Raw genomic sequence first — 24,845 nt, 5'->3', positions numbered from 1 at the left:
TCAGGCCTTGCGCGGCTTGAGGATGAGCAGGGTCAGAAGACCGGCCACGATTCCCCAGAACGCCGAGCCGACCGAGAGCAGGGTGAAGCCCGAGGCGGTGACCATGAAGGTGACCAGCGCCGCCTCGCGCTCGCGCGACTCGGCCATGGCGATGTGCAGGCCGTTCATGATCGAGCCGAGCAGGGCGAGGGCGGCGATCGACAGCACCAGCTCTTTGGGCAGGGCGGCGAACAGCGCCGCCAGGGTCGCGCCGAAGATGCCGGCCACGCCGTAGAACGCCCCGCACCAGACGGCGGCGCTGTAGCGTTTGGTCGAATCCTCATGAGCTTGGGGGCCGGTGCAGATCGCCGCGCTCAGGGCCGCCAGGTTCAGGCCATGGCCGCCGAAGGGCGCCACCAACAGCGACGCCACGCCCGTGGCGGTGATCAGCGGCGAGGCCGGCACGTCGTAGCCGTCGGCGCGCAGCACGGCCATGCCGGGCATGTTCTGCGAAGTCATCACCACCACGAACAGCGGGATGCCGATGCTGATGGTGGCGGCCAGGGAAAAGCTCGGGGTGGTCCACACCGGTGTCGCCAATTGCAGGTGGAAACCGCTGAAGTCCAACAGGCCCAGACCGCCGGCCAGGGCCGTGCCGACCAGCAGCGCCACCAGCACGCAGTAGCGCGGCGAGACGCGCTTGACCAGCAGGTAGCTGAAGAACATGCCGACCACCAGAAGCGTCTGGTGCTGGGCGGCGACGAAGATTTCACTGCCGATGCGCAACAGGATGCCGGCCAACAGCGCCGAGGCCAGCGAGGCAGGGATGCGCCGTACCAAGCGCTCGAAGCTGCCGGTAAGCCCGCAGATCAGCACCAGCGCCGCGCTGGTGATGTAGGCGCCGATGGCTTCGTTGTAGCTCACGCCGCCCAGGCTGGTGATCAGCAGCGCCGCGCCTGGCGTCGACCAGGCGATGGTCACCGGCGTGCGGTAGCGCAACGACAGCCCGATGCTGCACACCGCGATGCCGATCGACAGCGCCCAGATCCACGAGGAAATCTGCGCGCTGGTCAGGCCGGCGGCTTGCCCGGCCTGGAACATCAACACCAGTGAGCTGGTGTAGCCGGTGAGCATGGCGATGAAACCGGCCACGACAGCCGATGGCGAGGAGTCGGCCAGCAAGCGCGGGCGGGCGGTTTTGGCGAGCGACATGGCGCGTTCCCTGTGCAGATGTAAGCAGTTCTTTCCAGCCTAACGGTTCGCCAGGCGGCGCTTGCCATACAGCCGCGTGCGGGTTGGGCCGTACAGTGATCGTTCGCGGGCAAGGACGGGCGGGGAGGGTGCGCACTCGACAGGCGATGGCAAGCGTCATGCGGCGGTGGCGACGCATGGTTCGGGGCGTACAGTCATCGTTCGAGCGTTGGGGTGCATCGTGGGCGATGGGCATGGGGCTGCGGCAGTGTTCCTTGGACCACCGCCGCGATGGCGCGCTCAGACGGTGCCGAAGCGCCGCTCCAGGTAAGCGATGATGTCGTTGGATTCGTACATCCAGCGCACTTCGTTACCTTCTTCGATACGCAGGCATGGCACCTTGACCCGGCCGCCGCCTTCGAGCAGCGCCTCACGGTGTTGCGGGTCATGCTTGGCGTCGCGCAGGGACACCGGCACGTTGAGACGATGCAAGGCGCGGCGCGTCTTGACGCAGAACGGGCAGGCATGGAACTGGTACAGCGCCAGATGGCGCGCCTGCTCATCCACCTGCGCCTGGGCGGCAGGGTCGCGTTTGCGCTTGGCCGGGCGGCTGATCCAGTCGCCGAAGACGATAAGCTGGCCGAGACCGACGCGCAGGGCTTTGACGATCATGGGGCACTCCTGAAAGCAGATAAACGAAAAGGCCGACCCAAGGGGCTAATGCCCGTCAGTTGAGCAATCGGGGCCGCGTTGCGGCCCATCGCGGCTGAACCGGAGCGCCGGCCGGCCGCTCCCACAGGATTACGTCCCCACAGGATTACGCTTATTCTGCTGGAGCGGCTAGAGCCGTCCCCACAGGATTACGCTTGTTCTGTTGGAGCGGCTTTAGCCGCGATGGGCTGCAAGGCAGCCCCAAGTAACCCTGATTCGGCTCAACTGGCGGGTATCGGCCCAAGGGCCGGCTCGCGCTCAGCGGACGATCACTTGATCAGGCTGAGGAATTCGGTACGGGTGGCGGCGTTGGCGCGGAACTCGCCGAGCATCACCGAGGTGATCATGCTGGAGTTCTGCTTCTCGACACCGCGCATCATCATGCACATGTGCTTGGCCTCGATGACCACGGCCACGCCCGCAGCGCCGGTCACCTGCTCGATGGCTTCGGCGATCTGCCGGCTGAGGTTTTCCTGGATCTGCAGGCGGCGGGCGAACATGTCGACGATCCGCGCGACCTTCGACAGGCCCAGGACCTTGCCCTTGGGCAGGTAGGCGACGTGGGCCTTGCCGATGAAGGGCAGCATGTGGTGCTCGCACATCGAATACAGCTCGATGTCGCGCACCACCACCATTTCGCTGTTATCAGAACTGAACAGGGCGTTGTTGGTGACTTCTTCGAGGGTCTGCTCATAACCGCGGCAAAGGTACTGCATGGCCTTCGCTGCCCGTTTGGGCGTGTCGCGCAGGCCCTCGCGGGAGATGTCCTCGCCGATCTGGCCAAGGATCTCGGTGTAGTTCTGTTCCAGGGACATGGATCTACCTGTGGGAATTTTCGCAAAAATGAAGGGTAAGTCGGAGGACGCAGCGCTGCAAGCGCGATGTTACTCGTCGCGGCCTTCGAGCATGGTGCGTTTGAGCATCACATACACCGCGCCCGTACCGCCGTGGCGCGGCTGGCAAGATACGAAGCCGAGCACCTGCGCATGTTGGCGTAGCCAGGTGTTGACATGGCTCTTGATCATCGGCCGCTTGCCGTCCAGACGCGCGGCTTTGCCGTGAGTGACCCGCACGCAGCGCACTTCCAGCTTGGCGGCTTCGGCGATGAAGTCCCACAGGGTTTCGCGGGCCTTCTCCACGCTCATGCCATGCAGGTCGAGGCTGCCCTCGAAGGCGATCTGGCCGAGCTTGAGCTTGCGCAGCTGGGCTTCCTGCACCCCGTCGCGGCGCCAGAGCAGTTCGTCTTCGGCGCCCACGTCGATGACGAACTGATCGGACAGGCCGTCGATCACCAACGGCTGGTCGCTGCGCACCGTCGCCTTCTGGCGCAAACCGGCCAGCTGCTGGCGGTCGGCCTTGGGCTTGCCGACTTCGGCGCGGTCGTGGGTGATCGGCTTGACGCCGCGCACTTCGCTACGAAAGAGGGAAAAATCGTCGTCTTGCATGTTGCCTCCACCTGAGGCGGCGTAGTTTACGCCACTGCGCAGGGCAACGGCAGTCTGGCCGCGACACCCGCAGGTGCCGGGCGTCGGCCTCAGATCAGGCTGGCGGTCGGCGCCACGCAGGCGAAGTTGTCGGCCATCACCGCCATCTCGCACTGGTGGATCTGCGCGGCGGGAATCACGCTTTCCTTGGAGGCCAGGTCGCGGGTGGCGCTGGCGTCTTCGACCAGGGTGCAGCGGTAGCCGTAGTCCTTGGCGCGGCGCACGGTGGTGCTGACGCTGGAGTGGCTCATGAAACCGCAGACGATCAGGTCGAGGTGGCCCAGACCCTGCAGGGTTTCGTGCAGCTTGGTGTTCTTGAAGGCATTGGGCATGCGCTTTTCGATCACCACTTCGCCCTCGCGCGGTTCGAGCCCCGGAATGAATTCGCCGCGCGGACCTTGCGGGTCGAACAGACCGCCCACGGTGCCCAGATGGCGCACGTGGATGATCGGGCGTCCGGCCAGGCGGGCGGCATCGAGCAAGCGGGCGATGTTGGCCGTGGCCTCGTCCATGCCCGACAGCGCCAGCGGACCGCTGAGGTATTCCTTCTGCGCATCGATGATGATCAGGCTGGCCTGGCTCAACTTGGCCGGCGGGTAATCGCGACCGCTCAGACGCAGCATCGTGGTTGCAACGGACATCAAGGGCTCCTTTGGGATAGGGCTGTTGCGCGCCATTGTCCTCTGCCGCGACGACAATGGGAATGCTTGACAGCGCAAGCGGCGCAGTTGCTGGTCTGTGGCTATACGACGGCGCGCCCGGGGAAACATTTACGGGCGCAGACTGATAGACTTTCCCGCTGCCTTCAAAGGAGTCCACTGTGATCACTTCCCGCCTGCGCACCTTGCGCGACCACATTCGCTGGGCGGTCAGCCGCTTCCATGAACACGACCTGTTCTTCGGCCATGGCGCCGACAACGCCTGGGACGAAGCGCGCCAACTGGTGCTCGGTGCGTTGCACCTGCCGTTCGAAGTGGCCGACGCCTACCTCGACTGCCAGCTCGAAGACGACGAGCGCGTGCGCTTGCAACACCTGTTCAAGCGCCGCATCGAAGACCGCATCCCCACCGCCTACCTGTTGGGCGAAGCCTGGTTCTGCGGTTTGTCGTTCATCGTCGACGAGCGCGTGCTGATTCCCCGTTCGCCCATCGGCGAGCTGCTCGAAGCGCGCCTGGAGCCCTGGTTGGGCAGCGAGCCGACGCGCATCCTCGACCTGTGCACCGGCTCTGGCTGCATCGGCATCCTGGCCGCCGACGTGTTTCCCGACGCCGAAGTGGTCCTGGCCGACCTGTCGTTCGACGCTCTCGAAGTCGCCAACCAGAACATCGAGCGCCATGGCCTCGAAGAGCGCGTCTTCACCGTACAGGGCGACGGTTTCGCGGGCCTGCCACAGCAGCGTTTCGATCTGATCCTGTCGAACCCGCCCTACGTCGATGCACAGGATTTCGCCGACATGCCGGCCGAATACCAGCACGAACCCGAGCTGGGCCTGGCCTGTGGCGACGATGGCCTGGACCTGGTGCGGCGCATGCTGGCCGAAGCGGCCGACCACCTGACCGAGAAGGGCCTGCTGATCGTCGAGGTCGGCAACAGTCAGGTGCACGTCGAACAGCGCTACCCGGAAGTGGACTTCGCCTGGCTCGAATTCAAGCGCGGCGGCCATGGTGTGTTCATGCTCACCGCCGAGCAGTGCCGCCAGCACCAGGACCTGTTCCGCGCACGGGCCTGACACGCTTGCCGCGCTCGCTGTGTTGATGGGCGCCGCGCAAGCGGGCGCCCCCCAAGCGGGCGCCCCCCAAGCGGGCGCCGTGCAAGCGAGCCCATGCAGCCAGCGCGGCGCAGCCTTCAGCGGGTGGCGATGAAGATCAGCAGGCCGGCCTGGAACACCGCGAAGGCCACCAGACAGGTGATGGTGAAGCGCAGGCCGCTGTCCTCGCGCTCCACTCGGGCCATGCGTTCGTCGCGTTCGCGCAGCTGCGCGGCCATTTCCTGCAGTTGCTGTTCGGCCTGCTGCAGCATCGCCGCGCTGTCGAGCACCTGCAGAGCCTGTACCTTTTCCTCGTTCCAGTACGGGCGCAACTGGCTGACCACGCCGTCGAGGGTATGGCCTTGGGTCGGCTGGCCGTCGGCGTAGGCGATTTCCAGACCGAAACTGCGCAGCACCTGATCGCGGCGCAGGCGCAAGTCGTCGTTCATGGCGTCGCGCGCCGGCAATTCGAGCGGCTCGACCCGGTAGTCGGGCCAGCGGCCCTGCAGCCATTTGCCGGCCTGGGCCAGCAGGAAACGCCCCAGGCCGCGGTTGCTCGGCTCCAGGTTCAGGCTCTGGCCGCCGCCCAGTCGCACCTGGCGCAGATCGTGGTCGACGCGCACGTCCAAGCGGTTCTGCTCCTTGTGCGTCATCTGCCCGGGCAAGCGGATCTCCAGGCGCAGCAAGCTGTGGGCCGGGCTATGCCGTTCCACATGACCGAACTGCACGAAACGCAGCGGGTGCGCGCCGTGGCGATCGGTAGGCAGCGGGCTCAGGCGCAGCAGTTGGAATTGTTCGGCGGCAGCGTCGGCCCAGGGCAGGGGCGCGCTGGGCGGGTCCTGCGGCGCGGCGGCAGGCTCGGCGCCGGTAGGGGCGGCGGTCATGGGAAGTCCTCGGATACGTGTCGGCGATGCGTGGGGCAAGACAAGGCGGTGTGCCAGCATCGATGCCGGGTTATCGGCCGCCTGCGCCGCAACCTGAGGGCCGCCTTAGTCCTGGGGCAGGGCGCGGATGAAGGCCACCACGCGCTCGCCCAGCTCCCGGGCCAGCGGCAGCTCCGGGTTGCGATAGCTGTCACGCTGCTCGCTCATGTCCCGTGGACTGATGCGCAACATGTGGTTCATGCCGTCGATCAACACCAACTGCGCGTCGGGCTTGGCCGCTTGCAACTTCTCGGCATCGAGCACCTCGACCTGCACGTCGTTGCGGCCCTGGACGATCAAGGCCGGCATCTTCAGACGGCCAAAGGCGGCGGCCGGATCCTGGCGCAACAGGGAAATCACGTAGGGCTGCACGCTTGGGCGGAAGGCCTGGCGCAAGGGGCTGGGCACATCCAGGCTGGTCTGCCCGGCTTGCAGACGGTCGAGCAGCAGGTTGCCACGCAGCATGTCGGCCGGGTTCAAACGCTTGGCCAGCTGCTCGCGCAGCACCTGGGCGATGGGCCGACCGCTGCCGGCCAGGGTGATCACGGCGCTGGCGCCGGCGTCTTCGGCGGCAAGGCTTGCGATCAGCGCGCCTTCGCTGTGGCCGACGATGATCAGCGGCCCGAAGCGCGGGTCGGCGCGCAGCTGGCGGCCCCAGGCCACAGCGTCGGCGACGTAACGTTCGACGCTCAGGTCGCGCTCGTCGGGTGTGGCCGGCTGGCTGGCGGCGACGCCACGTTTGTCGTAACGCACGCTGGCGATGTGCTGCTTGGCCAGCAGCAGGGCCAGACGCTTGAGGTTGTCGACCCGGCCCGAAGCGGGATTGTTGCCATCGCGGTCGGTGGGGCCGGAACCGGGAATGATCAGTACCACCGGTGGCGGCGTGTCCTGCTGCGGCAACAGTAAGCTGCCATGCAGCACGCCCTGGCCGGTGTCGAGCTCGATCGGGCGTTGCGACACGGTCGGCGCGGCATAGGAGAAGGAGGCGAACAGGCACAGCAGGAGCACAGCGACGAGACGCGAAGGCATGGAAGGGCGCTACATGGAGAGGTAGTGTTCTGACCGGAGCGTCTGCCGAAGGTTCTGGCGTGGTATCGATGCATCTGGCCAGGGCCTGCCTGCATGCCACAAGCCGCTAAGGCCACTGTAGGAGCGCCGAACCGGCCTCTCCTACAGGTTGACTGTGATGCCGGGGAGCACGCGTGGTCGTCTGAGCGGCTCGACTGCAACCCCAGCGACAGTCCCTGTAGGAGCGGCTTCAGCCGCGATGGGCGGCGCCGCCGCCCCACGTCAGGCACCGCTGAGCATCCGACGGAAACCGACCGTGGCCATTGTCCCTGCTGCGCAGCCCATCGCGGCTAATCGGAGCGCTGAACCGGCCGCTCCCACCGGGAGTGGGCGTCAGGGACTCGACTGCAATCCCAGAATCTCTCATAGAACGCTCGTTGGAGCGTCGAACGCGCCGCATACGCAGGCATTAGCGCCTATCCCGACCATTTTCCGTATACTGCTGCGCTTCGTTCACTTCAGGCAGATTCGCGGAGCGCCCATGTCCGGCAATACCTACGGCAAGCTGTTCACCGTCACCACCGCAGGCGAAAGCCATGGCCCGGCGTTGGTCGCCATTGTCGATGGGTGTCCACCGGGCCTCGAACTGTCTCTGGCCGACCTGCAGCACGACCTCGACCGGCGCAAGCCCGGCACCAGCCGGCACACCACCCAGCGCCAGGAATCCGATGAAGTGGAGATCCTCTCCGGCGTCTTCGAGGGACGCACCACCGGCTGCTCGATCGGCCTGCTGATCCGCAACACCGACCAGAAGTCCAAGGACTACTCGGCGATCAAGGACCTGTTTCGCCCGGCCCACGCCGACTACACCTATCACCACAAGTACGGCACCCGCGATTACCGTGGCGGCGGCCGCAGTTCGGCACGGGAAACCGCCATGCGCGTGGCCGCCGGCGCCATCGCCAAGAAGTACCTGGCGACCCAGGGCATCCGGGTGCGCGGCTACATGAGCCAGCTCGGCCCCATCGAAATCCCGTTCAAGGGCTGGGACAGCGTCGAGCAGAACGCCTTCTTCAGCCCCGACCCGGCCAAAGTGCCGGAGCTGGAGGCCTACATGGACCAGTTGCGCCGTGACCAGGATTCGGTCGGCGCCAAGATCACCGTGGTGGCCGAGGGCGTGATGCCTGGGCTTGGCGAGCCGATCTTCGACCGCCTCGACGCCGAGCTGGCCCACGCGCTGATGAGCATCAACGCGGTCAAGGGCGTGGAGATCGGCGCAGGCTTCGCCAGCGTCGCCCAGCGCGGTAGCGAGCACCGCGACGAGCTGACGCCCGAGGGCTTCCTGAGCAACGACGCCGGCGGCATTCTCGGCGGTATTTCCTCCGGCCAACCGATCGTCGCGCACCTGGCGCTCAAGCCCACGTCGAGCATCACCGTCCCGGGCCGTTCGATCGACGTCGACGGCAACGCCGTGGAGATGGTCACCAAGGGCCGCCACGACCCGTGCGTAGGCATCCGCGCCACACCCATCGCCGAAGCGATGATGGCCATCGTGCTGATGGACCACCTGCTGCGCCACCGTGGGCAGAACGCCGACGTGCGCGTCACCACCCCGGTACTCGGCCAGGTCTGAGCGCATCCGCCAGGGCGGGCGAAGTCGGGCCTGCCGGCAACACCCTCGCGACGATCCGCAACGGTCGTCGCCTTGCCCCGACGTGGAGCCCATGCCCAGCATTCCCTATTGGCGGCTGTCCAGCTTCTACCTCTGCTATTTCGCTCTGCTGGGGGCAACGGCGCCATTCCTGGCGTTGTACTTCGACCATCTTGGCTTTGCCCCGGCACGCATTGGCGAACTGGTGGCCATCCCCATGCTGATGCGCTGTCTGGCGCCCAACCTGTGGGGCTGGCTGGGCGACCGGACCGGTCGGCGCTTGTTGATCGTGCGCCTTGGCGCGCTGTGCACGCTGGCCAGTTTCTCGCTGATCTTCTTCGGTCACAGTTATGCCTGGCTGGCGCTGGTGATGGCCCTGCACGCCTTTTTCTGGCATGCGGTGCTGCCGCAATTCGAAGTCATCACCCTGGCCCACCTGCATGGGCAGACCGGGCGCTACAGCCAAGTGCGGCTATGGGGTTCGGTGGGCTTCATCCTTGCGGTGGTCGGCCTGGGCGAGTTGTTCGAACACGTGCGTCTGGACGCCTACCCGTGGGCGGTGGTGACGATCATGGGCGGTATTCTGCTCGCCAGCCTGTGGGTGCCCAACGCACAGCCGATGGAGCAAGGCGAGCGGCGCGGCGCCAAGGGTTTCGTGCAGCAGTTGCGCGCCCCGGGGGTATTGCCGTTCTACGTCTGTGTGGCGCTGATGCAGCTCAGCCACGGGCCGTACTACACCTTCCTCAGCTTGCACTTGCAGCACTTGGGTTACGAACGTAGCGCCATCGGCCTGTTGTGGGCGCTGGGCGTGGTCGCCGAAGTGCTGATGTTCCTGCTGATGAGCCGCCTGTTCGCTCGTGTTTCCATTCAACGCCTGCTGCTGGGCAGTTTCCTGTTGGCGGCCCTGCGCTGGGCCTTGCTCGGCACCCTGGCCGACGTACCGGCCGTGCTCTTGCTGGCGCAACTGCTGCATGCAGCCACTTTCGGCTGTTTCCATGCGGCCAGCATCGCTTTCGTGCAGGCCAGCTTCGGTGCGCGCCAGCAAGGCCAGGGCCAGGCGCTGTACGCCGCGCTGTCCGGCACCGGCGGCGCCTTGGGCGCGCTGTACGCCGGTTATGCCTGGAATCTGTTGGGCGCCACCTTCACCTTTGCCGTGGCCAGCCTCGCCGCACTGGCGGCCGCCTCGATCACCGCGTTCGTCCTGAACGCCACCCGGAGAACCCCGCGATGAGCATTCTCAGCGTCTACCACCACCGCACGCCCGAACAACCGAACAAGGTCCTGACCCATACCACCGACATCGCCGCCACCCTGGCCGAGCATGGACTGGATTTCAGCCAGCACGAACTCACCGCACGGCCTCGCCCAGGCGGCGGTCGCGAAGCAGTGGTCCAGGCGCTTGGCCCTGAGCTGCAAACACTACTCGACGCGCAACGTTGTACAGCGTTCGAAGTGCTCGACTGCGATGGCGAGGAAGGGCGGCCGCAAGGGGGAGAGGAGGAACATGCGTACGCGATCGAAGAAGTCTTCGTAGTCTTCAGCGGACGTGCCCAGCTGACCGTGCGCCGTGGCGAGTGGGTGTTTGCTGTGCTGTGCGAGCGCGGCGATGCCCTGCGTGTGCCAAATGGCAGCGGCCGTTGGCTAAGCCTGGGAGATCGACCTTTCTGTGTCGCGGTTCGCTTGCTAGAGAAGAAGGGAAACAGCATGCCGGTGGATGACGATGGCGCCAAAGCCGGCGAATTTCCTGGGATGGATGAACTCTGAGGCATCTAAGGGGCCATAGGAATGGCCCCACGTCATTGCAACGATGTTTAGCGGTAGGTCGGCAGTGCGAAACGCTGTTGGCTTTGCAGCATCGAGATCACTGGCAGTTCGCTGGCTTGTTCGGCCAGATCGCGGCGGATGGCACTGATGGCCCAAGACAGTTGCTCAGCGCTGTGCAGTTGAGCGTAAGACAGCACACGGCGGCTGACTTTGTTATCGGCTGCACGCAGAGTCAGCAGCACGCCGCCGTCCGGGCGAGGCTGGGTGCTGACTTGGTAGCCTGGGAAGACGGAAGTGAATTTTTGCTGAATGAGGTCCATGGTGACTCCTAAGCGTTAGAGGTTGCAGATTCTGTCCTCTAACGTTGCAGTGACCATGCCAGCTTTGCGGTCACGAAAAAATCCATTTAAATCAAGAGCTTGTGATGTTTCAGAAATGTGCGCTCCATGCAGGCTGCAAGGTCATGCATTTTGCACAGTGCATTTTGCAATGCTGCGATGTCATATAGCCTCCCTCTCTCGTACCGATAGTTTCTGAACCTTTGCCTCCGCGCGGTGGCCTGACAGATCATTGGGTGAACAATCTGCCAGGAGAAACAAGATGCAAGACGCTGCCCCTGCCACCATGACCGATGAAGAGACCGCTGCATTCGCCGAGCAGGTGTTCAACTGCGCGCGCAGCGGCGATGCCGACCTGCTGGAGCGTTTGCTCCAGAGCGGGCTGCCGGTCAATCTGCGTAACGGCAAGGGCGACAGTCTGTTGATGCTGGCCAGCTACCACGGTCACTTCCAGGCAGTCCAGGTATTGCTCAAACATGGCGCCGACCCCTTGCTGGCCAACGACAATGGGCAAATGCCGATCGCCGGCGCCGCGTTCAAAGGCGACCTGCCGATGATCAAATTGCTGCTCGAGCATGGCGTACCGGTCGATGCCGCCGCTGCCGACGGTCGTACCGCGCTGATGCTGGCGGCGATGTTCAACCGCATGGACATCCTCGAGTTTCTGCTGAGCCGTGGCGCCGACCCCGCCCACCGCGATGCGCGCGGCGCGACTGCCCTGGTCGCAGCGCAAACCATGGGCGCGGTGGAGGCCATGGCGCGCCTGCAAGCGCTGGCCGACTGATCGGTGCAGGGGTATCCTTGGCGCCTTTTTCACTCTGCCAGGCTACCCCTTCATGAAAAACTCGTTGCGCGAACTCATCAGCCTCGTCGGTGCAGGCTGCATGCCCGATGAGGACATCGACCGCATCGCCGACGAAGCGGCACAGGCCTATGCCGACCCTGCGGCCTTCCTCGCCGCCAACCCTGACATCAACTACGACGACGGTTTTCCTATCCCGTTGGGCGAGTGGGTCGTGGTGGGCAGTTTGCCCGACACCGTGCTGTTCCAGGCCGAGACCTACCAGCAGTTGTTCGAGGTCATCAGCGGCTCGTTCGACCAGGGCGTGGCGTTCAACCTCAAGCCCAAGCAACTGGCCCGCACCGAGCCGCTGACGGCGCTCAATCGCATCCAGGTGCAGATGGCGGCGCTGAACAAGGAGGGCGGGGGTTATGTGTTGCTGAACTTCAGTCAACTGCTCGACGACCCGTTGCAGATGGTGATCGTGGCACGCAATGACTTGTCGCGTGTGCTGGAGCTGGCGGGCGAGGTGGGTATCGTCGCCGAGCCTGCGCTGGATGCCTTGAAAGCTGCACAAATTTGAAAGGGCGTCTTTGCGAGCGCCCGCTCCGGCGCTTCTATCAGTTGAGAGGGGCGGTATCATTGGCGTTGGTCAACCTGGGATCAATGCGGTGCCCATATAGGGGCCGCGTTGCGGCCCATCGCGGCTGATCGGGTCATTCCTACAGACGCTTGATGCCTTCCTCCAAGCCTTGCAGGGTCATGGGAAACATCCGCCCCTCCAGCATCTCGCGTACCAGCCCGATCGAGGCCGTGTAGTCCCAGGCGCGGGTGGGGTAGGGGTTGATCCAGATGACCTTGCTGAATTTCTCCAGCACCCGCTGCATCCACACGTACCCGGCTTCCTCGTTCCAGTGCTCGACGCTGCCGCCCGGCTGGGTGATTTCATAGGGCGCCATGGCCGCGTCGCCCACGAAGATCACGCAGTAGTCGTCGCCGTACTTGTGCAGCAGGTCATAGGTGCCCACCCGCTCGCTGTTGCGTCGCTGGTTGTTCTTCCACACCGACTCGTAGACGAAGTTGTGGAAGTAGTAGTACTCCAGGTGCTTGAACTCGCTGCGGCAGGCCGAAAACAGCTCTTCGCAGACCTGCACGTGGGCGTCCATGGAGCCACCGATGTCGAACAGCAACAGCAGCTTCACCGCATTGCGCCGCTCGGGGCGCATCTGGATGTTGAGCAGCCCGCCGTCGCGTGCCGTCTGATCGATGGTGCCGTCGATGTCGAACTCGTCCGCCGCGCCTTGCCGTGCGAACTTGCGTAGGCGCCGCAGCGCCAGCTTGATGTTGCGCGTGCCCAGCTCGACCTGATCGTCGAGGTTCCGGTAGTCGCGCTGCTCCCATACCTTGACCGCCTTGCCCTGGCGCTCCCCGGCATCGCCCACGCGGATGCCCTCGGGGTTGTAGCCTCCCGAACCGAACGGGCTGGTGCCGCCGGTGCCGATCCACTTGCTGCCGCCGGCGTGGCGTTCCTTCTGTTCGGCCAAGCGCTGCTTGAACGCTTCGATCAGCTTGTCCAGGCCGCCCAGGGATTGGATCTGTGCCCGCTCCTCGGCGCTCAGCGAGCGTTCGAATGCCTTGCGCAGCCAATCTTCGGGAATCAGCGTTTCCAGAATCTGGTCGAGGTCGGTCAGCCCATCGAAGTAGGCACCGAAGGCTCGGTCGAACTTGTCGAAGTGCCGCTCGTCCTTGACCAGGATGGTGCGTGCCAGAAAGTAGAACTGCTGCATGTCGGCGAACACCACGTGCCGCTCCAGGGCGGCATGCAGGTCGAGCAGTTCGCGCAGCGACACCGGCACGTTGGCCGCACGCAATTCGGTGAACAGGTTGAGCAGCATGGGCCAGGTTCCTCAGCGGTTGCCGCGGCGGCTCATGAACGCCAGGCGCTCGAGCAGCTGCACGTCCTGCTCGTTCTTCACCAGAGCACCGGCCAGCGGTGGAATCGCCTTGCTCGGGTTGCGCTCGCGCAGCACGGCTTCGCCGATGTCGTCGGCCATCAGCAGCTTGAGCCAGTCGACCAGTTCCGAAGTGGAAGGCTTCTTCTTCAAGCCCGGCACCTTGCGCACGTCGAAGAACACGTCCAGCGCTTCGCTGACCAGCGAGGTGCTGATGTTCGGGTAATGCACATCGACGATGCGTTGCAGCGTGGCACGGTCGGGGAAGGCGATGTAATGGAAGAAGCAGCGGCGCAGGAAGGCATCCGGCAGCTCTTTTTCGTTGTTCGAGGTGATGATGATGATCGGGCGATGGCGCGCCTTGATGGTCTCGTCGGTCTCGTAGACGTAGAACTCCATGCGGTCGAGTTCCTGCAACAGGTCGTTGGGGAACTCGATGTCGGCCTTGTCGATCTCGTCGATCAGCAGCACCACGCGCTCGTTGGCCTCGAACGCCTCCCAGAGCTTGCCCTTCTTCAGGTAATTGCGCACGTCGTGGACCTTGTCCACGCCCAGTTGCGAGTCGCGCAGGCGGCTGACCGCGTCGTACTCGTACAGGCCTTGCTGGGCCTTGGTGGTCGATTTGATGTGCCAGGTGATCAGGCGCGCGCCGAACGAGGCGGCCAGTTGCTCGGCCAGCAGGGTCTTGCCGGTGCCCGGTTCGCCTTTGACCAGCAACGGGCGCTGCAAGGTGATCGAGGCGTTGACCGCAAGCTTCAGGTCGTCGGTGGCGACGTAGTCGCGGGTCCCTTCAAATTTCATCGGAAACGGTCCTCAGGGCGGAAATGGGCAATGGCAGCGACTATAACCGGCGCTGCCCAGGCTGCAAATGCGGCCTGGGCAGGGAGGGTGGCGGGGCGGTCAATCGGTATCAGGCTTGGGCTGCTCGTAGCGTGCGTTGAACGCCTGCACGAAGCCGTTGCGCAAGATCTGCAGGAAGGCCTGGAAGGCACTGATGTCCTGCTGGTGCACGCTACCGCTCAGGTTCACACGGGTGGCGAACTGGTTCTTGGGTTGGTTCTTCAGCACGTTCTGGCCGGCACCGACCACCGCCTCCCAAATCGAGCGGAAGAAGCCCTTGTCCTTGTCTTCGACATCCTGTTGCCAGTCGAAGACTTCCACATCGCGCAGCAGGGGCTTGATGTAACCGCTGAGCCTGCCGTCCTCGGCCTGGGCTTCGATCACCACTTCGCCGTGGCCGGCGTTGAAGTCGAACTTGCCGTAGGCGCTGGCGAAGTCGTTGAGCTGGCGCAAGGTGATGTCGCTGGCGCGCAGGCGGAACTCGAAGTCGTCGAAGTCGCTGAACGGGTCGAAGGTGGCGCTGCTTTCCACCCGCGCGTCGCCGAACAGCCGCGCCTTGGCGTCGAAGCTGGCGTCGCGGCGCCCTTGCTGGTCGCGTACGTTGGTCAGGTTGTGGATGCTGGCCTCGAGCCGGGTGGCCTGCAAGCGTACGGGCGGCTTGGACTGGAAGTTGCGAAAGCTGATGGTGCCATTGTGGATCGACACTTCGTTGAGGGTGATGGGCAACAGCTTGTCCAACTGCTGGCGCCAGTCCGTGCCGCCACCGGACTGCGAGGCCTGCTTGTTGCCGCCGTCGACGAAATTGATCACCGGTTGGTCGAAGGTCACCTTGGCCACCACGGCCTGGTCGTACCACAGCGAATGCCAGCTCACCGAAATGTCGATCACCGGCGCTTCGAGCAGCGGCACGGGCACCTTGCCGCTGGTCTTGACGATCTTCAGGCCGTTGATCTGGTAGGCGCCGCGCCATAGCGCGATGTCCACGTCGCTGACCTGGCCGCGGTATTCGCCCATGTCGGCGAGTTTGTCGTTGAGGTAGTCGCGCACCAAGATCGGCAGCGCCATGTGCAGTGCCACCAACAGCACGACCAGGGTGGCCACACCGATCAGCGGCCAACGGTAGCGGGCTTTCATCGACACCTCTCCATCATCCATTGCGTGAAGCGACAAGGCGATTGACCCTGGGCGCGCCGCGCGAGTTCGAACGGGCTTTACGGGCTACCGGGGCAGGCTTACCCTTGGCGGCTCAACCGCCTGCACAAGGACCCAGCATGAGCCGCATCTACGCAGACAATGCCCATTCCATCGGCAACACGCCGCTGGTGCAGATCAACCGTATCGCGCCGCGCGGCGTGACCATCCTGGCCAAGATCGAAGGGCGCAACCCCGGTTATTCGGTCAAGTGCCGGATCGGCGCGAATATGGTCTGGGACGCGGAAGCCAGCGGCAAACTCAAGCCGGGCATGACCCTGGTCGAGCCGACCTCGGGCAACACCGGTATCGGTCTGGCCTTCGTCGCTGCCGCCCGCGGCTACAAACTGCTGCTGACCATGCCGGCCTCGATGAGCCTGGAGCGGCGCAAGGTGCTCAAGGCCCTGGGCGCCGAACTGGTGCTCACCGAGCCCGCCAAGGGCATGAAGGGCGCCATCGAAAAGGCCGCTGAAATCGTCGCTGCCGATCCCGCTACCCATTACATGCCGGGCCAGTTCGAGAACCCGGCCAACCCGGCCATCCACGAAAAGACCACCGGCCCGGAAATCTGGAACGATACCGACGGCGCGGTCGACGTGCTGGTGGCCGGCGTCGGCACCGGCGGCACCATCACCGGTATTTCCCGCTACATCAAGCACACGCAAGGCAAACCGATCACCAGCGTGGCCGTAGAGCCCGCCAGTTCGCCGCTGATCAGCCAGACCCTGGCCGGCCAGGAGCTGCAACCCAGCCCGCACAAGATCCAAGGCATCGGCGCCGGTTTCGTGCCGCAGAACCTCGATCTGTCCATCGTCGACCAGGTGGTGACGGTCACCGACGAGGAGTCCAAGGCCATGGCCCTGCGCTTGATGCAGGAGGAGGGCATCCTCTGCGGCATTTCCTGCGGCGCAGCGATGGCGGCGGCCGTGCGTCTGGCGGAGAAGCCGGAAATGCAGGGCAAGACGATCGTGGTGATCCTGCCCGACTCCGGCGAGCGTTACCTGTCGAGCATGCTGTTCAGCGACCTGTTCAGCGAGCAGGAAAACCAGCAGTAGGTCCTGGGCGCTGTGCGAACCACGTCTGCTCTCGCCCAGGCTGCGTCGAGGCGCACGGGGCGCCCAGCCTCGGGATGTTCGTGTATTCCAGTACACTGCACCGGTTCCCCCCGTTTCGCCTGACCTGCATTTGCGCAGTCAGGGTTCGCACACGCCCGACTGCTCAAGGCCACTGATCCGGCGCAATGCGGCAGCGGTCGATAGCCCGCACACTCCTGCCCCGACCCATCCGTCCCCGGTTGTTTTGCCGCAGGGCGGATGGGTTTATGATGTCCGGCGATTTCTGGCAGCCATCGCCTGTTTTTCCTCTCCAAGGAGTGTTGCATGACGTTTTCCTTCATCGCCAAGGCGGGTGTCCTGCTGGTGTTCTTCGCCAGCGTGCTGTACGTGCACCTGCGCGGCAAGGCGCGTTTGCCGGTACTGCGCCAGTTCGTCAACCATTCGGCGCTGTTCGCCCCGTACAACGCGTTGATGTACCTGTTCTCCGGCGTGCCGTCCAAACCCTACCTGGACCGCCAGCGCTTTCCCGAGCTGGACGTGCTCAAGGACAACTGGCAGGAAATCCGCGTCGAGGCCCTGCGCCTGTTCGACGAGGGCTACATCCGCGCCGCCGAAAAAGACAACGACGCCGGTTTCGGTTCGTTCTTCAAGAAAGGCTGGAAGCGTTTCTATCTGAAGTGGTACGACAAGCCGCTGCCGTCGGCCGAGGCCCTGTGCCCGCGCACCGTCGAGCTGGTCAGCAGCATTCCCAACGTCAAGGGCGCGATGTTCGCCCTGCTGCCCGGCGGCAGCCACCTCAACCCGCACCGCGATCCGTTCGCCGGCTCCCTGCGCTATCACCTGGGGCTGTCCACGCCCAACTCCGATGACTGCCGCATCTATGTCGACGGCCAAGCCTACGCCTGGCGCGACGGCGAAGACGTCATGTTCGACGAGACCTACGTGCACTGGGTGAAGAACGAAACCGATATGACCCGGGTGATCCTGTTCTGCGACGTCGAGCGCCCGCTCACCAGCCCCTTCATGACCCGCCTCAACCGCAAGGTCAGCGCCTTTCTCGGCCGCGCCACCGCACCGCAGAACACCGACGACGAGCGCGTGGGCGGCATCAACCAGGCCTATGCCTGGAGCAAGCGCTTCAGCAACCGGTTCAGCGCCCAGGTCAAGCAGTTCAAGCGCGCCAATCCCAAGGCCTACCGCATTCTGCGGCCGATCCTGGCGGTGCTGGTGGCGTACTTGCTGTATCGCTGGTTGTTCTGAGCGGCTTCTGTCTAACGATCCCGCCCAATCGCAGCGCTAGCCGAGCGGCAATCCGTCCGGCAGCGCATGGCGCAGCACGCCTTCTTCGAAATCCAGCGTCCCAGCCTCGCGCTGCATCAGCAAGAAGTACAGCAGCGGGTCGATGCTGACCTGTGCCGGCACATGGATCGCCAACAGGCGTGTGGACCGTTCCAGTTCGCAAGGGCAGGCGAAGGCTTGCAGCGCCGCTTGCATCTCCTCCAACTCCTCGCCCGCTTTGATCCGCACCCGCAGCATCGAGCCACCGATGGCGTGCAGCACCTGATCCACCCACAGCACTGGGCCTTCGCGGCGTACGCTGACCAAGTCGCCTGGGGCGATGTCGTAAGCATGGAACGGCAGGCTGTCGATCCGGTAAACACCCTTCAGGCATTGTGCCCACAGCCCCTCCACCGAAGACGTGGGGTAGCCGTTGGCATCGTGCGGCAGACGCACCAGCACTTTGTAAAAGCGCGGATCGGCGTGTTCGCTCATGTCCGGCCCTGGCGGTTGGCCCATGCAGGGCGTTGGAGTCGATAAAGGTCGATGGCGGTCGAGGCGTTGCCATCCGTTTGGCGCGTGCAGGGTGTGGGAGTAGGCGGAAGGCGATGGCGGCTCAAAGCGTTGCCATCCGTTTGGCCCGCGCCGGGCGCAGCACCAGCCACAGGGCGATGGCGATCAGCACGCCGCCGTACAGGTGGCCGAGCGACAGCGGCTCGTCTAGCAGCCAGGCGCCCCACAGTACGCCGAACACCGGAATGAGGAAGGTGACGGTGCTGGCCTTGACCGGACCGACTTCGCCCAGCAGACGGAAATACAGGACATAGGCGAAGGCCGTGCACAGCAGGCCCAGGCCCAGCAGCGAGCCCCAGACCTGCCAGCCGCCCCAACTGGCAGGCGGCTGCGTGGCGACGCTCCAGACGAAGGCCGGGGTCAGCAGGAGGGTGGCCCCGAGCATGCTGCCCAGGGCCGACAAGCGACTGTCCAAAGCGCCGACCCAGCGCCGCGCCAGGTATCCGGCGAAACCATAGCAGGTGGTCGCCGCCAGGCAGGCGAGGGCGCCTTGCAGCAGCGTCGCGTCCAGCGCCACTGGCCCCGCGCCGCTGAGCACGCCGACGCCGAGCAGGCCGAGCACGATGCCGCACAGCTTGGCGGGAGTCATGGCTTCCTGGAAGAACAGTGCGCCGATCAGTACGCCCATCAACGGCGTAGTGGCGTTGAAGATCGCCGAATAGCCGGCCGGCAGCACTTGTGCGGCCACCGCGTAGAAGGTCGCCGGAATGCCGGAGTTGATCATGCCCAACAGCAGGCAGGCCTTGAGCTTGCCCTGGAAATTCCAGCCAGCCGATGAGGCGGCAACGATGGCGATCAAGCCCAGGCCGGCGATCGACACGCGCAAGAATGCCGTGGGCACGGTGCCGAGTTCCGGCGCGATGATGCGCATGAACAAAAAGCTCGCCCCCCAGACGGCGGCGAGCATGAACAGGCGGGCAAGAGCGATGGCAGGCAAAACGAACTCCACAAGTAGTAAATGGCCGATCCAGCGCTCCAACCAGCCGCGATGGACGACAACCCCAGTAGAAGCGGCTCCCTCTGTAGGAGCGGTAGTTCGGCATTCCGATTCAGCCGCGATGGACGGCACAGCCGTCCCGTTCCGGGCCACACCGCTCTTCTGACAAAACGCGGTGGCCGAACTAGGCCTGCCTTGCAGGCCATCGCGGCCAATCGAAGCGCCGAACCGGCCGCTCCTGCAACCCCAACAGAAGCGGTTCCCACGAGCTCTGTAGGAGCGGCTTCAGCCGCGATGGACGGCAAAGCCGTCCCATTCCAGATCGTACCGTTCTTTCTGATAAACCGCGGTGGCTGGACTGGGCCTGCTTTGCAGGCCATCGCGACTGAAGTCGCTCCCACAAAAGGAAGTCGCTCCTACCCACTCAAAGGCGCGCCTACTTCCAGTGTTTACTGCGCGTTGAACGCCTGGCCGTTCACGGCCTTGCTGTCCGGCCCCATCAAGTACAGGTACACCGGCATGATCTCTTCGGGCAGCGGATTGTTCTGCGGGTTTTCGCTGGGGTAGGCCTGGGCGCGCATGTTGGTGCGCGTACCGCCTGGGTTGATGCTGTTGGAGCGCACCGATGCCACGTCCTCCAGTTCGTCGGCCAGGGTTTGCATCAGGCCCTCGGTGGCGAATTTCGATACGCCATAGGCGCCCCAGTAAGCCCGGCCTACCCGCCCAACGCTGCTGGAAGTGAACACCACCGAAGCGTCCTGGGACAGTTTGAGCAGCGACAGCAGGGTGCTGGTGAGCATGAAGGTGGCGTTGACGTTGACGTGCATCACCCGCATGAAGTGGTCGCCCGACAACTGCTCCAAAGGCGTGCGCGGGCCGATGATCGAAGCATTGTTGAGCAGCCCGTCGAGGCGCCCGAACTGGTTCTCGATCATCGCCGCCAGCTCGTCGTACTGGTGCGGCAGCGCGGTTTCCAAGTTGAACGGAATGACCACCGCTTGCGGGTGGCCGGCGGCCTGGATCTGGTCGTAGACCTCGTTCAGGTTGGCCTCGGTCTTGCCCAGCAGCAGCACGGTGGCACCCAGCGCCGCATAGGCTTTGGCGGCCGCAGCGCCGATGCCGCGTCCGGCGCCGGTGACCAGGATCACGCGGTCTTTGAGCAGCTCGGGGCGGGCGGTGTAATCGAACATGGCAGATGTCCTTGCAGTCGGGTGAACGAAGTGGGCTCGGCAGCCATACGGCCGCTGTCGAGCACCTTGCGTAGCTCAGGCGGATGCTTCACCACTGCGTCGGCGCCCCACGGGTTGCGGCCGTCGGCAGCAGGGGCAGCGGCTCAGCAACCGCACAGGGCGCTGTCGAGCACCTTGCGCAGCTCCAGCGGATGGTCCACCACCACGTCGGCGCCCCAGTGGTTGGGGTTGTCGTCGGGATGGATGTAGCCATAGCGCACCGCAGCGGTACGGGTACCGGCATCGCGGCCGGACTCGATGTCACGCAGATCGTCGCCGACGAACAGTACGCTGGCCGGGTCCAGGCCAAGCGTGGCGCAGGCCAGGGTCAGCGGCTCGGGATCGGGCTTGCTGCGCTTGACGTGGTCCGGACAGATGAGCAGGGCCGAGCGCTCGGCCAGGCCCAGGCGCTGCATGATCGGTTCGGCGAAGCGCAGGGGCTTGTTGGTCACCACGCCCCACAGCAGGTTGCCTTTCTCGATGTCGGTGAGCAGGGTTTCCATGCCGTCGAACAAGCGGCTATGCACCGCGCAATCGCGCTGGTAGCGCTCGAGGAACTCCAGGCGCAGGGGCTCGAAGGTCGGGTCTTGCGCTTCGATGCCGAAGGTCGCGCAGACCATCGCCCGCGCGCCGCCGGAGATCACGTCGCGCACCACTTTGTCGGCAACCGGCGGCAGGCCGCGGTCGGCGAGCATGGCCTGACTGATGGCGATGAAGTCGGGCGCGGTGTCCAGCAGGGTGCCGTCCATGTCGAAGAGTACCGCTCGCAAACGCATGCTCATTCCTCGCGCAGGGTCTGGATCATGTAGTTGACGTCCACATCGCTGCTGAGCTTGTAGTGCTTGGTCAGCGGGTTGTAGGTCAGACCGATGATGTCCTTGACTTCCAGACCTGCGCTGCGGCCCCAAGCGCCCAGCTCGGACGGGCGGATGAATTTCTTGAAGTCGTGGGTGCCGCGCGGCAGCATCTTGAGGATGTATTCGGCACCGACTATGGCCAGCAGGTAGGCCTTGGGGTTGCGGTTGATGGTCGAGAAGAACACCTGGCCGCCGGGCTTGACCAGGCGCTTGCACGCCTCGATCACCGACGACGGATCGGGCACGTGCTCGAGCATTTCGAGGCAGGTGACCACGTCGAACTGCCCCGGCTGCTCGGCCGCCAGCGCTTCGGCGGTGATCTGCCGGTATTCGACCTGCACGCCCGATTCGAGCTGGTGCAGGCGTGCCACCGACAACGGCGCCTCGCCCATGTCGATGCCGGTCACGCTGGCGCCGCGCAGGGCCATGGCTTCGCTGAGGATGCCGCCGCCGCAACCGACGTCGAGCACCTTCTTGCCGGCCAGGCCGACGCGCTCGTCGATCCAGTTGACGCGCAGCGGGTTGATGTCATGCAGCGGCTTGAACTCGCTCTCGCGGTCCCACCAGCGGTGGGCCAGGGCTTCGAACTTGGCGATTTCGGCGCGATCGACGTTGCTCATGGAAAGGGTCCTCGGAAGAGCTTCATTAATAAGGGTGGCCAACGGCGGTGGTCATGGGCGTTCCGCGCGCATGCGCTCGCCCCAGGTGCGCGCCATGGCGGCCAGGGCGTCGGCGTCCATACGCGTCAGGCGGCGATCGTCGAGCAGTTGTTCGCCTTCGACCCACACATGGCGTACACAATCCCGGCCAGTGGCGTAAATAAGTTGCGAAACCGGGTCATGCACCGGTTGCTGGGCCAGGCGCGAAAGGTCGAAGGCCACCAGGTCCGCGGCCTTGCCGGTTTCCAGCGAGCCGACGCAGGCCTCCATGCCCAGGGCGCGGGCGCCGTTGAGCGTGGCCATGCGCAGCGCGCGGTGGGCGTCCAGGGCGCTGGCCGAACCGGCGACGGCCTTGGCCAGGAGCGCGGCGGTGCGGGTTTCGCCGAGCAGGTCGAGGTCGTTGTTGCTGGCCGCACCGTCGGTACCGACCGCCACGTTGACGCCCGCCTGCCACAGCCGCTCGACCGGGCAGAAACCGCTGGCCAGCTTGAGGTTGGATTCGGGGCAATGCACCACGCTGGTGTTGCTTTCCACCAGCAGGGCCAGGTCGTCATCGTTGACCTGGGTCATGTGCACCGCCTGCATGCGCGGGCCCAGCAGGCCCAGGCGCGACAGCCGCGCCAAAGGGCGTTCGCCATGCTCCTCGACGGCCTGCTCGACTTCGCGGGCGGTCTCGTGCACGTGCATCTGCAAGGGCGCATCGAGCTGGTCGGCGATGACGCGGATCTTCTCCAGGTTGGCGTCGCTGACCGTATAGGGCGCGTGCGGGCCCAGGGCGATATTGATGCGCGGGTGGTGGCGCAGATCGCCGAACAGCTCGATGGCCTGGTGCAGGCCGTCTTCGGGGGTGCGCGCGCCGGGGATGGCGAAGTCCAGCAAGGGCACGGCGATCTGCGCGCGCATGCCGCTGCGGTGCACGCGGTCGCAGGCTTCGCGGGGGAAGAAGTACATGTCGGCGAAGCAGGTGATGCCGCCTTGCAGTTGCTCGGCGATGGCCAGGTCCGTGCCGTCGCGCACGAAGGCTTCGTCGACCCAACGGCTTTCCGCCGGCCAGATGTGCTGTTCGAGCCAGGTCATCAACGGCAGGTCGTCGGCAAAGCCGCGCAACAGGCTCATGGCGGCGTGGCCGTGGGCGTTGACCAGGCCGGGGGCGAGCAGGCAGTCGGGCAGTTCGCGCACCTCGGCGGCCGCCGGCGCCCGGTGGCGCGGGCCGATCCAGGCGATCAGGCCGTCGCGCACGCCCAACGCATGCTCGGTCAGCACGACACCCGCAGGTTCGACCGGTACCAGCCATTGCGGAACGAGCAGCAGATCGACGGAGGGTACGGCGCTGGGCATGCAGGGTGTACCTGGTTCTAGGCGAAGCGCGCAGTATACCGCAATGGCAAAGGGTTGAGCTTCCCGCGCAGGCCGCGAGGCGAGGCGGCTCGACGGTTTCCCGAGCACCCCCGGAAACAGCTCGGTATACTCCGCCGTTTTTCACAGGCGAACGGCGGGGAAAGGCGATGCGCGAGCGACTCTTGGCGGCAGAGAAGGTGGTCAGCATCCGCTGGCGCGACGGCGCGCTGCACCTGCTCGACCAACGCCTGTTGCCCGCGCAGGAACACTGGTTGGCCTGCACCGAGGTCGTCCAGGTGGTGTCGGCGATCCAGGGCATGGCCGTGCGCGGCGCTCAGGCCATCGGCATCAGCGCGGCCTATGGCCTGGTGCTGGCGATGCGCAAGCGCTTGGCCGAGGGCGACGATTGGGAGCAGGCGCTGGAAGAAGACTTCCTGGCCCTCGCCGAATCGCGGCCTACGGTCGCCAACCTGTTCTGGGCGCTTAACCGCATGCGCGAGCGCTGGCTGCGAGTGCGCCCCGGCGAAGACCCGGTCGCCGCGCTGCTGGCCGAAGCCGTGGCGATCCACGAGAGCGACCGCGAGGCCAACCTGACCATGGCCCAGCACGGCGTCGAGCTGATTCGCCGGCACCAGGGCAGCGAGCAGATCTTCTTCACCCACGGCAATGCCGGGGCCCTGGCCTGTGGCGGCATCGGCACCGCCCTGGGGGTGATCCGCGCGGCGCAGCTCGAAGGCATGCTCGAGCGGGTCTATGCCGACGAAACCCGGCCCTGGCTGCAAGGCTCGCGCCTGACCGCCTGGGAGCTGGCCAACGAAGGCGTGGCCGTGACCCTGTGCGCCGACTCCGCCGCCGCGCACCTGATGAAGACCAAGGGCATCACCTGGGTCATCGTCGGCGCCGACTGCATCGCCGCCAACGGCGATGTCGCCGCCAAGCTCGGCACCTATCAGCTGGCCGTCGCGGCCATGCACCACGGCGTGCGCTTCATGGTGGTGGCGCCCAGCACCAGCATCGACCTGAACCTGGAAAGCGGCGAAGACATCCCGCTGGAAGAGCGCTACCCCGACGAGTTGCTGGAGGCGCCGGGCGAGCGCATGGCGGCGGTCGAAGTGATCAGCCCGGTGTTCGATGTGACGCCGGCCGACCTGATCGATGCGATCGTCACCGAGCGCGGCGTCATCGAGCGCCCCGACACGGCCAAGATCGCGCAGCTGATATGCCGCAAACGTCTGCACTGACGCGCCGGCAGTGGCAGGTGGCGCTGCGCGCACGGCAGGCTTCGCATGCCGGGGGCATCTCCCATCGCCCCGGTGGTTGTGGTAACATCCGGCAGTTTCCAAGGCGGCCCATGTTGGC

General features: G+C 65.3%; 26 protein-coding genes. 9 read left to right on the top strand and 17 right to left on the bottom strand.

Translation table 11 applies throughout. The features are described from left to right. The 5 genes from AA0Z93_RS02190 to AA0Z93_RS02170 all read right to left on the bottom strand — a co-directional run bounded on the left by AA0Z93_RS02190 (position 1) and on the right by AA0Z93_RS02170 (position 4,006). Positions 1–1,191: a benzoate/H(+) symporter BenE family transporter gene (locus AA0Z93_RS02190; RefSeq protein ID WP_413046587.1), complete on the bottom strand. Its 1,191-nt coding sequence runs from the start codon at positions 1,189–1,191 to the stop codon at positions 1–3. A 279-nt stretch (positions 1,192–1,470) separates the two neighbouring features. Continuing rightward, positions 1,471–1,842 (bottom strand): glutaredoxin family protein, encoded by a 372-nt coding sequence (locus AA0Z93_RS02185; RefSeq protein ID WP_413046588.1) that lies wholly within the window; start codon positions 1,840–1,842, stop codon positions 1,471–1,473. 308 nt (positions 1,843–2,150) lie between these two features. Beyond that, positions 2,151–2,696 (bottom strand): GTP cyclohydrolase I FolE, encoded by a 546-nt coding sequence (gene folE / locus AA0Z93_RS02180; RefSeq protein WP_313739521.1) that lies wholly within the window; start codon positions 2,694–2,696, stop codon positions 2,151–2,153. A gap of 69 nt (positions 2,697–2,765) precedes the next feature. Further along, complete coding sequence (locus AA0Z93_RS02175) at positions 2,766–3,326, bottom strand: Smr/MutS family protein (RefSeq protein ID WP_413046589.1); 561 nt, start codon at positions 3,324–3,326, stop codon at positions 2,766–2,768. Between the two features lie 89 nt (positions 3,327–3,415). After that, positions 3,416–4,006 carry a cysteine hydrolase family protein gene (locus tag AA0Z93_RS02170; protein ID WP_413046590.1) on the bottom strand — a complete coding sequence of 197 codons (591 nt, stop codon included), beginning with the start codon at positions 4,004–4,006 and terminating at the stop codon, positions 3,416–3,418. A 179-nt stretch (positions 4,007–4,185) separates the two neighbouring features. On the opposite strand from AA0Z93_RS02170, the gene prmB reads away from it, so the two are divergent. Next, a complete protein-coding gene (gene prmB, locus AA0Z93_RS02165; RefSeq protein WP_413046591.1) occupies positions 4,186–5,094 on the top strand; it encodes a 50S ribosomal protein L3 N(5)-glutamine methyltransferase in 909 nt (302 codons plus the stop codon). A 116-nt stretch (positions 5,095–5,210) separates the two neighbouring features. Here prmB and AA0Z93_RS02160 read toward each other — a convergent pair whose 3' ends face one another. Further along, the gene (locus AA0Z93_RS02160) at positions 5,211–5,996 is read right to left on the bottom strand and encodes a hypothetical protein (protein ID WP_413046592.1); all 786 of its coding nucleotides are present in this window, start codon (positions 5,994–5,996) and stop codon (positions 5,211–5,213) included. A 105-nt stretch (positions 5,997–6,101) separates the two neighbouring features. After that, complete coding sequence (locus AA0Z93_RS02155) at positions 6,102–7,064, bottom strand: alpha/beta hydrolase (protein ID WP_413046593.1); 963 nt, start codon at positions 7,062–7,064, stop codon at positions 6,102–6,104. Positions 7,065–7,584: 520 nt separating this feature from the next. Between AA0Z93_RS02155 and aroC the strand changes: the two genes are divergently transcribed. The 3 genes from aroC to AA0Z93_RS02140 all read left to right on the top strand — a co-directional run bounded on the left by aroC (position 7,585) and on the right by AA0Z93_RS02140 (position 10,458). Continuing rightward, complete coding sequence (aroC, locus tag AA0Z93_RS02150; protein ID WP_413046594.1) at positions 7,585–8,676, top strand: chorismate synthase; 1,092 nt, start codon at positions 7,585–7,587, stop codon at positions 8,674–8,676. A gap of 91 nt (positions 8,677–8,767) precedes the next feature. Further along, positions 8,768–9,925 (top strand): MFS transporter, encoded by a 1,158-nt coding sequence (locus tag AA0Z93_RS02145; RefSeq protein ID WP_413046595.1) that lies wholly within the window; start codon positions 8,768–8,770, stop codon positions 9,923–9,925. Beyond that, entirely contained in the window at positions 9,922–10,458 is a 537-nt protein-coding gene (locus tag AA0Z93_RS02140; protein ID WP_413046596.1) for an oxidase, read from the top strand. Before AA0Z93_RS02145 ends, AA0Z93_RS02140 begins: the two co-directional genes overlap by 4 nt. Positions 10,459–10,505: 47 nt before the next feature. Here the strand turns inward: AA0Z93_RS02140 and AA0Z93_RS02135 are convergent, their stop codons facing one another. Then, positions 10,506–10,778: a DUF3509 domain-containing protein gene (locus AA0Z93_RS02135; protein ID WP_296265188.1), complete on the bottom strand. Its 273-nt coding sequence runs from the start codon at positions 10,776–10,778 to the stop codon at positions 10,506–10,508. A gap of 280 nt (positions 10,779–11,058) precedes the next feature. Between AA0Z93_RS02135 and AA0Z93_RS02130 the strand changes: the two genes are divergently transcribed. Both AA0Z93_RS02130 and AA0Z93_RS02125 read left to right on the top strand, forming a co-directional pair. Continuing rightward, the gene (locus AA0Z93_RS02130; protein WP_413046597.1) at positions 11,059–11,580 is read left to right on the top strand and encodes an ankyrin repeat domain-containing protein; all 522 of its coding nucleotides are present in this window, start codon (positions 11,059–11,061) and stop codon (positions 11,578–11,580) included. Between the two features lie 52 nt (positions 11,581–11,632). Next, complete coding sequence (locus AA0Z93_RS02125) at positions 11,633–12,160, top strand: hypothetical protein (protein ID WP_413046598.1); 528 nt, start codon at positions 11,633–11,635, stop codon at positions 12,158–12,160. Between the two features lie 139 nt (positions 12,161–12,299). On the opposite strand, the gene AA0Z93_RS02120 is transcribed toward AA0Z93_RS02125, so the two are convergent. The 3 genes from AA0Z93_RS02120 to AA0Z93_RS02110 form a co-directional block, all read right to left on the bottom strand. Further along, the gene (locus AA0Z93_RS02120) at positions 12,300–13,472 is read right to left on the bottom strand and encodes a vWA domain-containing protein (protein WP_413046599.1); all 1,173 of its coding nucleotides are present in this window, start codon (positions 13,470–13,472) and stop codon (positions 12,300–12,302) included. Between the two features lie 12 nt (positions 13,473–13,484). Next, a complete protein-coding gene (locus tag AA0Z93_RS02115; protein ID WP_413046600.1) occupies positions 13,485–14,330 on the bottom strand; it encodes an AAA family ATPase in 846 nt (281 codons plus the stop codon). Between the two features lie 99 nt (positions 14,331–14,429). Then, positions 14,430–15,503 (bottom strand): DUF748 domain-containing protein, encoded by a 1,074-nt coding sequence (locus AA0Z93_RS02110; RefSeq protein WP_413046601.1) that lies wholly within the window; start codon positions 15,501–15,503, stop codon positions 14,430–14,432. Between the two features lie 137 nt (positions 15,504–15,640). Between AA0Z93_RS02110 and cysK the strand changes: the two genes are divergently transcribed. Together cysK and AA0Z93_RS02100 are read left to right on the top strand one after the other, a co-directional pair. Further along, positions 15,641–16,615, top strand: coding sequence for a cysteine synthase A (cysK, locus tag AA0Z93_RS02105; protein ID WP_413046602.1), 975 nt, complete (start codon positions 15,641–15,643; stop codon positions 16,613–16,615). Positions 16,616–16,939: 324 nt separating this feature from the next. Continuing rightward, entirely contained in the window at positions 16,940–17,875 is a 936-nt protein-coding gene (locus tag AA0Z93_RS02100; protein WP_413046603.1) for an aspartyl/asparaginyl beta-hydroxylase domain-containing protein, read from the top strand. A gap of 36 nt (positions 17,876–17,911) precedes the next feature. On the opposite strand, the gene AA0Z93_RS02095 is transcribed toward AA0Z93_RS02100, so the two are convergent. From AA0Z93_RS02095 to AA0Z93_RS02070, 6 genes are all read right to left on the bottom strand, one after another. Further along, positions 17,912–18,388, bottom strand: coding sequence for a DUF4265 domain-containing protein (locus AA0Z93_RS02095; RefSeq protein ID WP_413046604.1), 477 nt, complete (start codon positions 18,386–18,388; stop codon positions 17,912–17,914). Between the two features lie 121 nt (positions 18,389–18,509). Next, complete coding sequence (locus tag AA0Z93_RS02090) at positions 18,510–19,403, bottom strand: DMT family transporter (protein ID WP_413046605.1); 894 nt, start codon at positions 19,401–19,403, stop codon at positions 18,510–18,512. 449 nt (positions 19,404–19,852) lie between these two features. Continuing rightward, complete coding sequence (locus tag AA0Z93_RS02085) at positions 19,853–20,593, bottom strand: YciK family oxidoreductase (protein ID WP_413046606.1); 741 nt, start codon at positions 20,591–20,593, stop codon at positions 19,853–19,855. Between the two features lie 143 nt (positions 20,594–20,736). After that, entirely contained in the window at positions 20,737–21,408 is a 672-nt protein-coding gene (gene mupP / locus AA0Z93_RS02080) for an N-acetylmuramic acid 6-phosphate phosphatase MupP (protein WP_413046607.1), read from the bottom strand. A 2-nt stretch (positions 21,409–21,410) separates the two neighbouring features. Continuing rightward, positions 21,411–22,109 (bottom strand): bifunctional 2-polyprenyl-6-hydroxyphenol methylase/3-demethylubiquinol 3-O-methyltransferase UbiG, encoded by a 699-nt coding sequence (gene ubiG, locus AA0Z93_RS02075; protein ID WP_413046608.1) that lies wholly within the window; start codon positions 22,107–22,109, stop codon positions 21,411–21,413. Between the two features lie 51 nt (positions 22,110–22,160). Next, positions 22,161–23,486, bottom strand: a complete 1,326-nt coding sequence (locus tag AA0Z93_RS02070) for a TRZ/ATZ family hydrolase (protein ID WP_413046609.1) — start codon at positions 23,484–23,486, stop codon at positions 22,161–22,163. 167 nt (positions 23,487–23,653) lie between these two features. Between AA0Z93_RS02070 and mtnA the strand changes: the two genes are divergently transcribed. Next, positions 23,654–24,727, top strand: coding sequence for an S-methyl-5-thioribose-1-phosphate isomerase (gene mtnA, locus AA0Z93_RS02065; RefSeq protein ID WP_413046610.1), 1,074 nt, complete (start codon positions 23,654–23,656; stop codon positions 24,725–24,727). Positions 24,728–24,845: the final 118 nt, after the last annotated feature.

The organism is Pseudomonas phoenicis (assembly GCF_047302395.1).
In the GTDB taxonomy this organism is placed as follows: domain Bacteria; phylum Pseudomonadota; class Gammaproteobacteria; order Pseudomonadales; family Pseudomonadaceae; genus Aquipseudomonas.
This window is presented reverse-complemented; position numbering and strand designations above follow the sequence as displayed.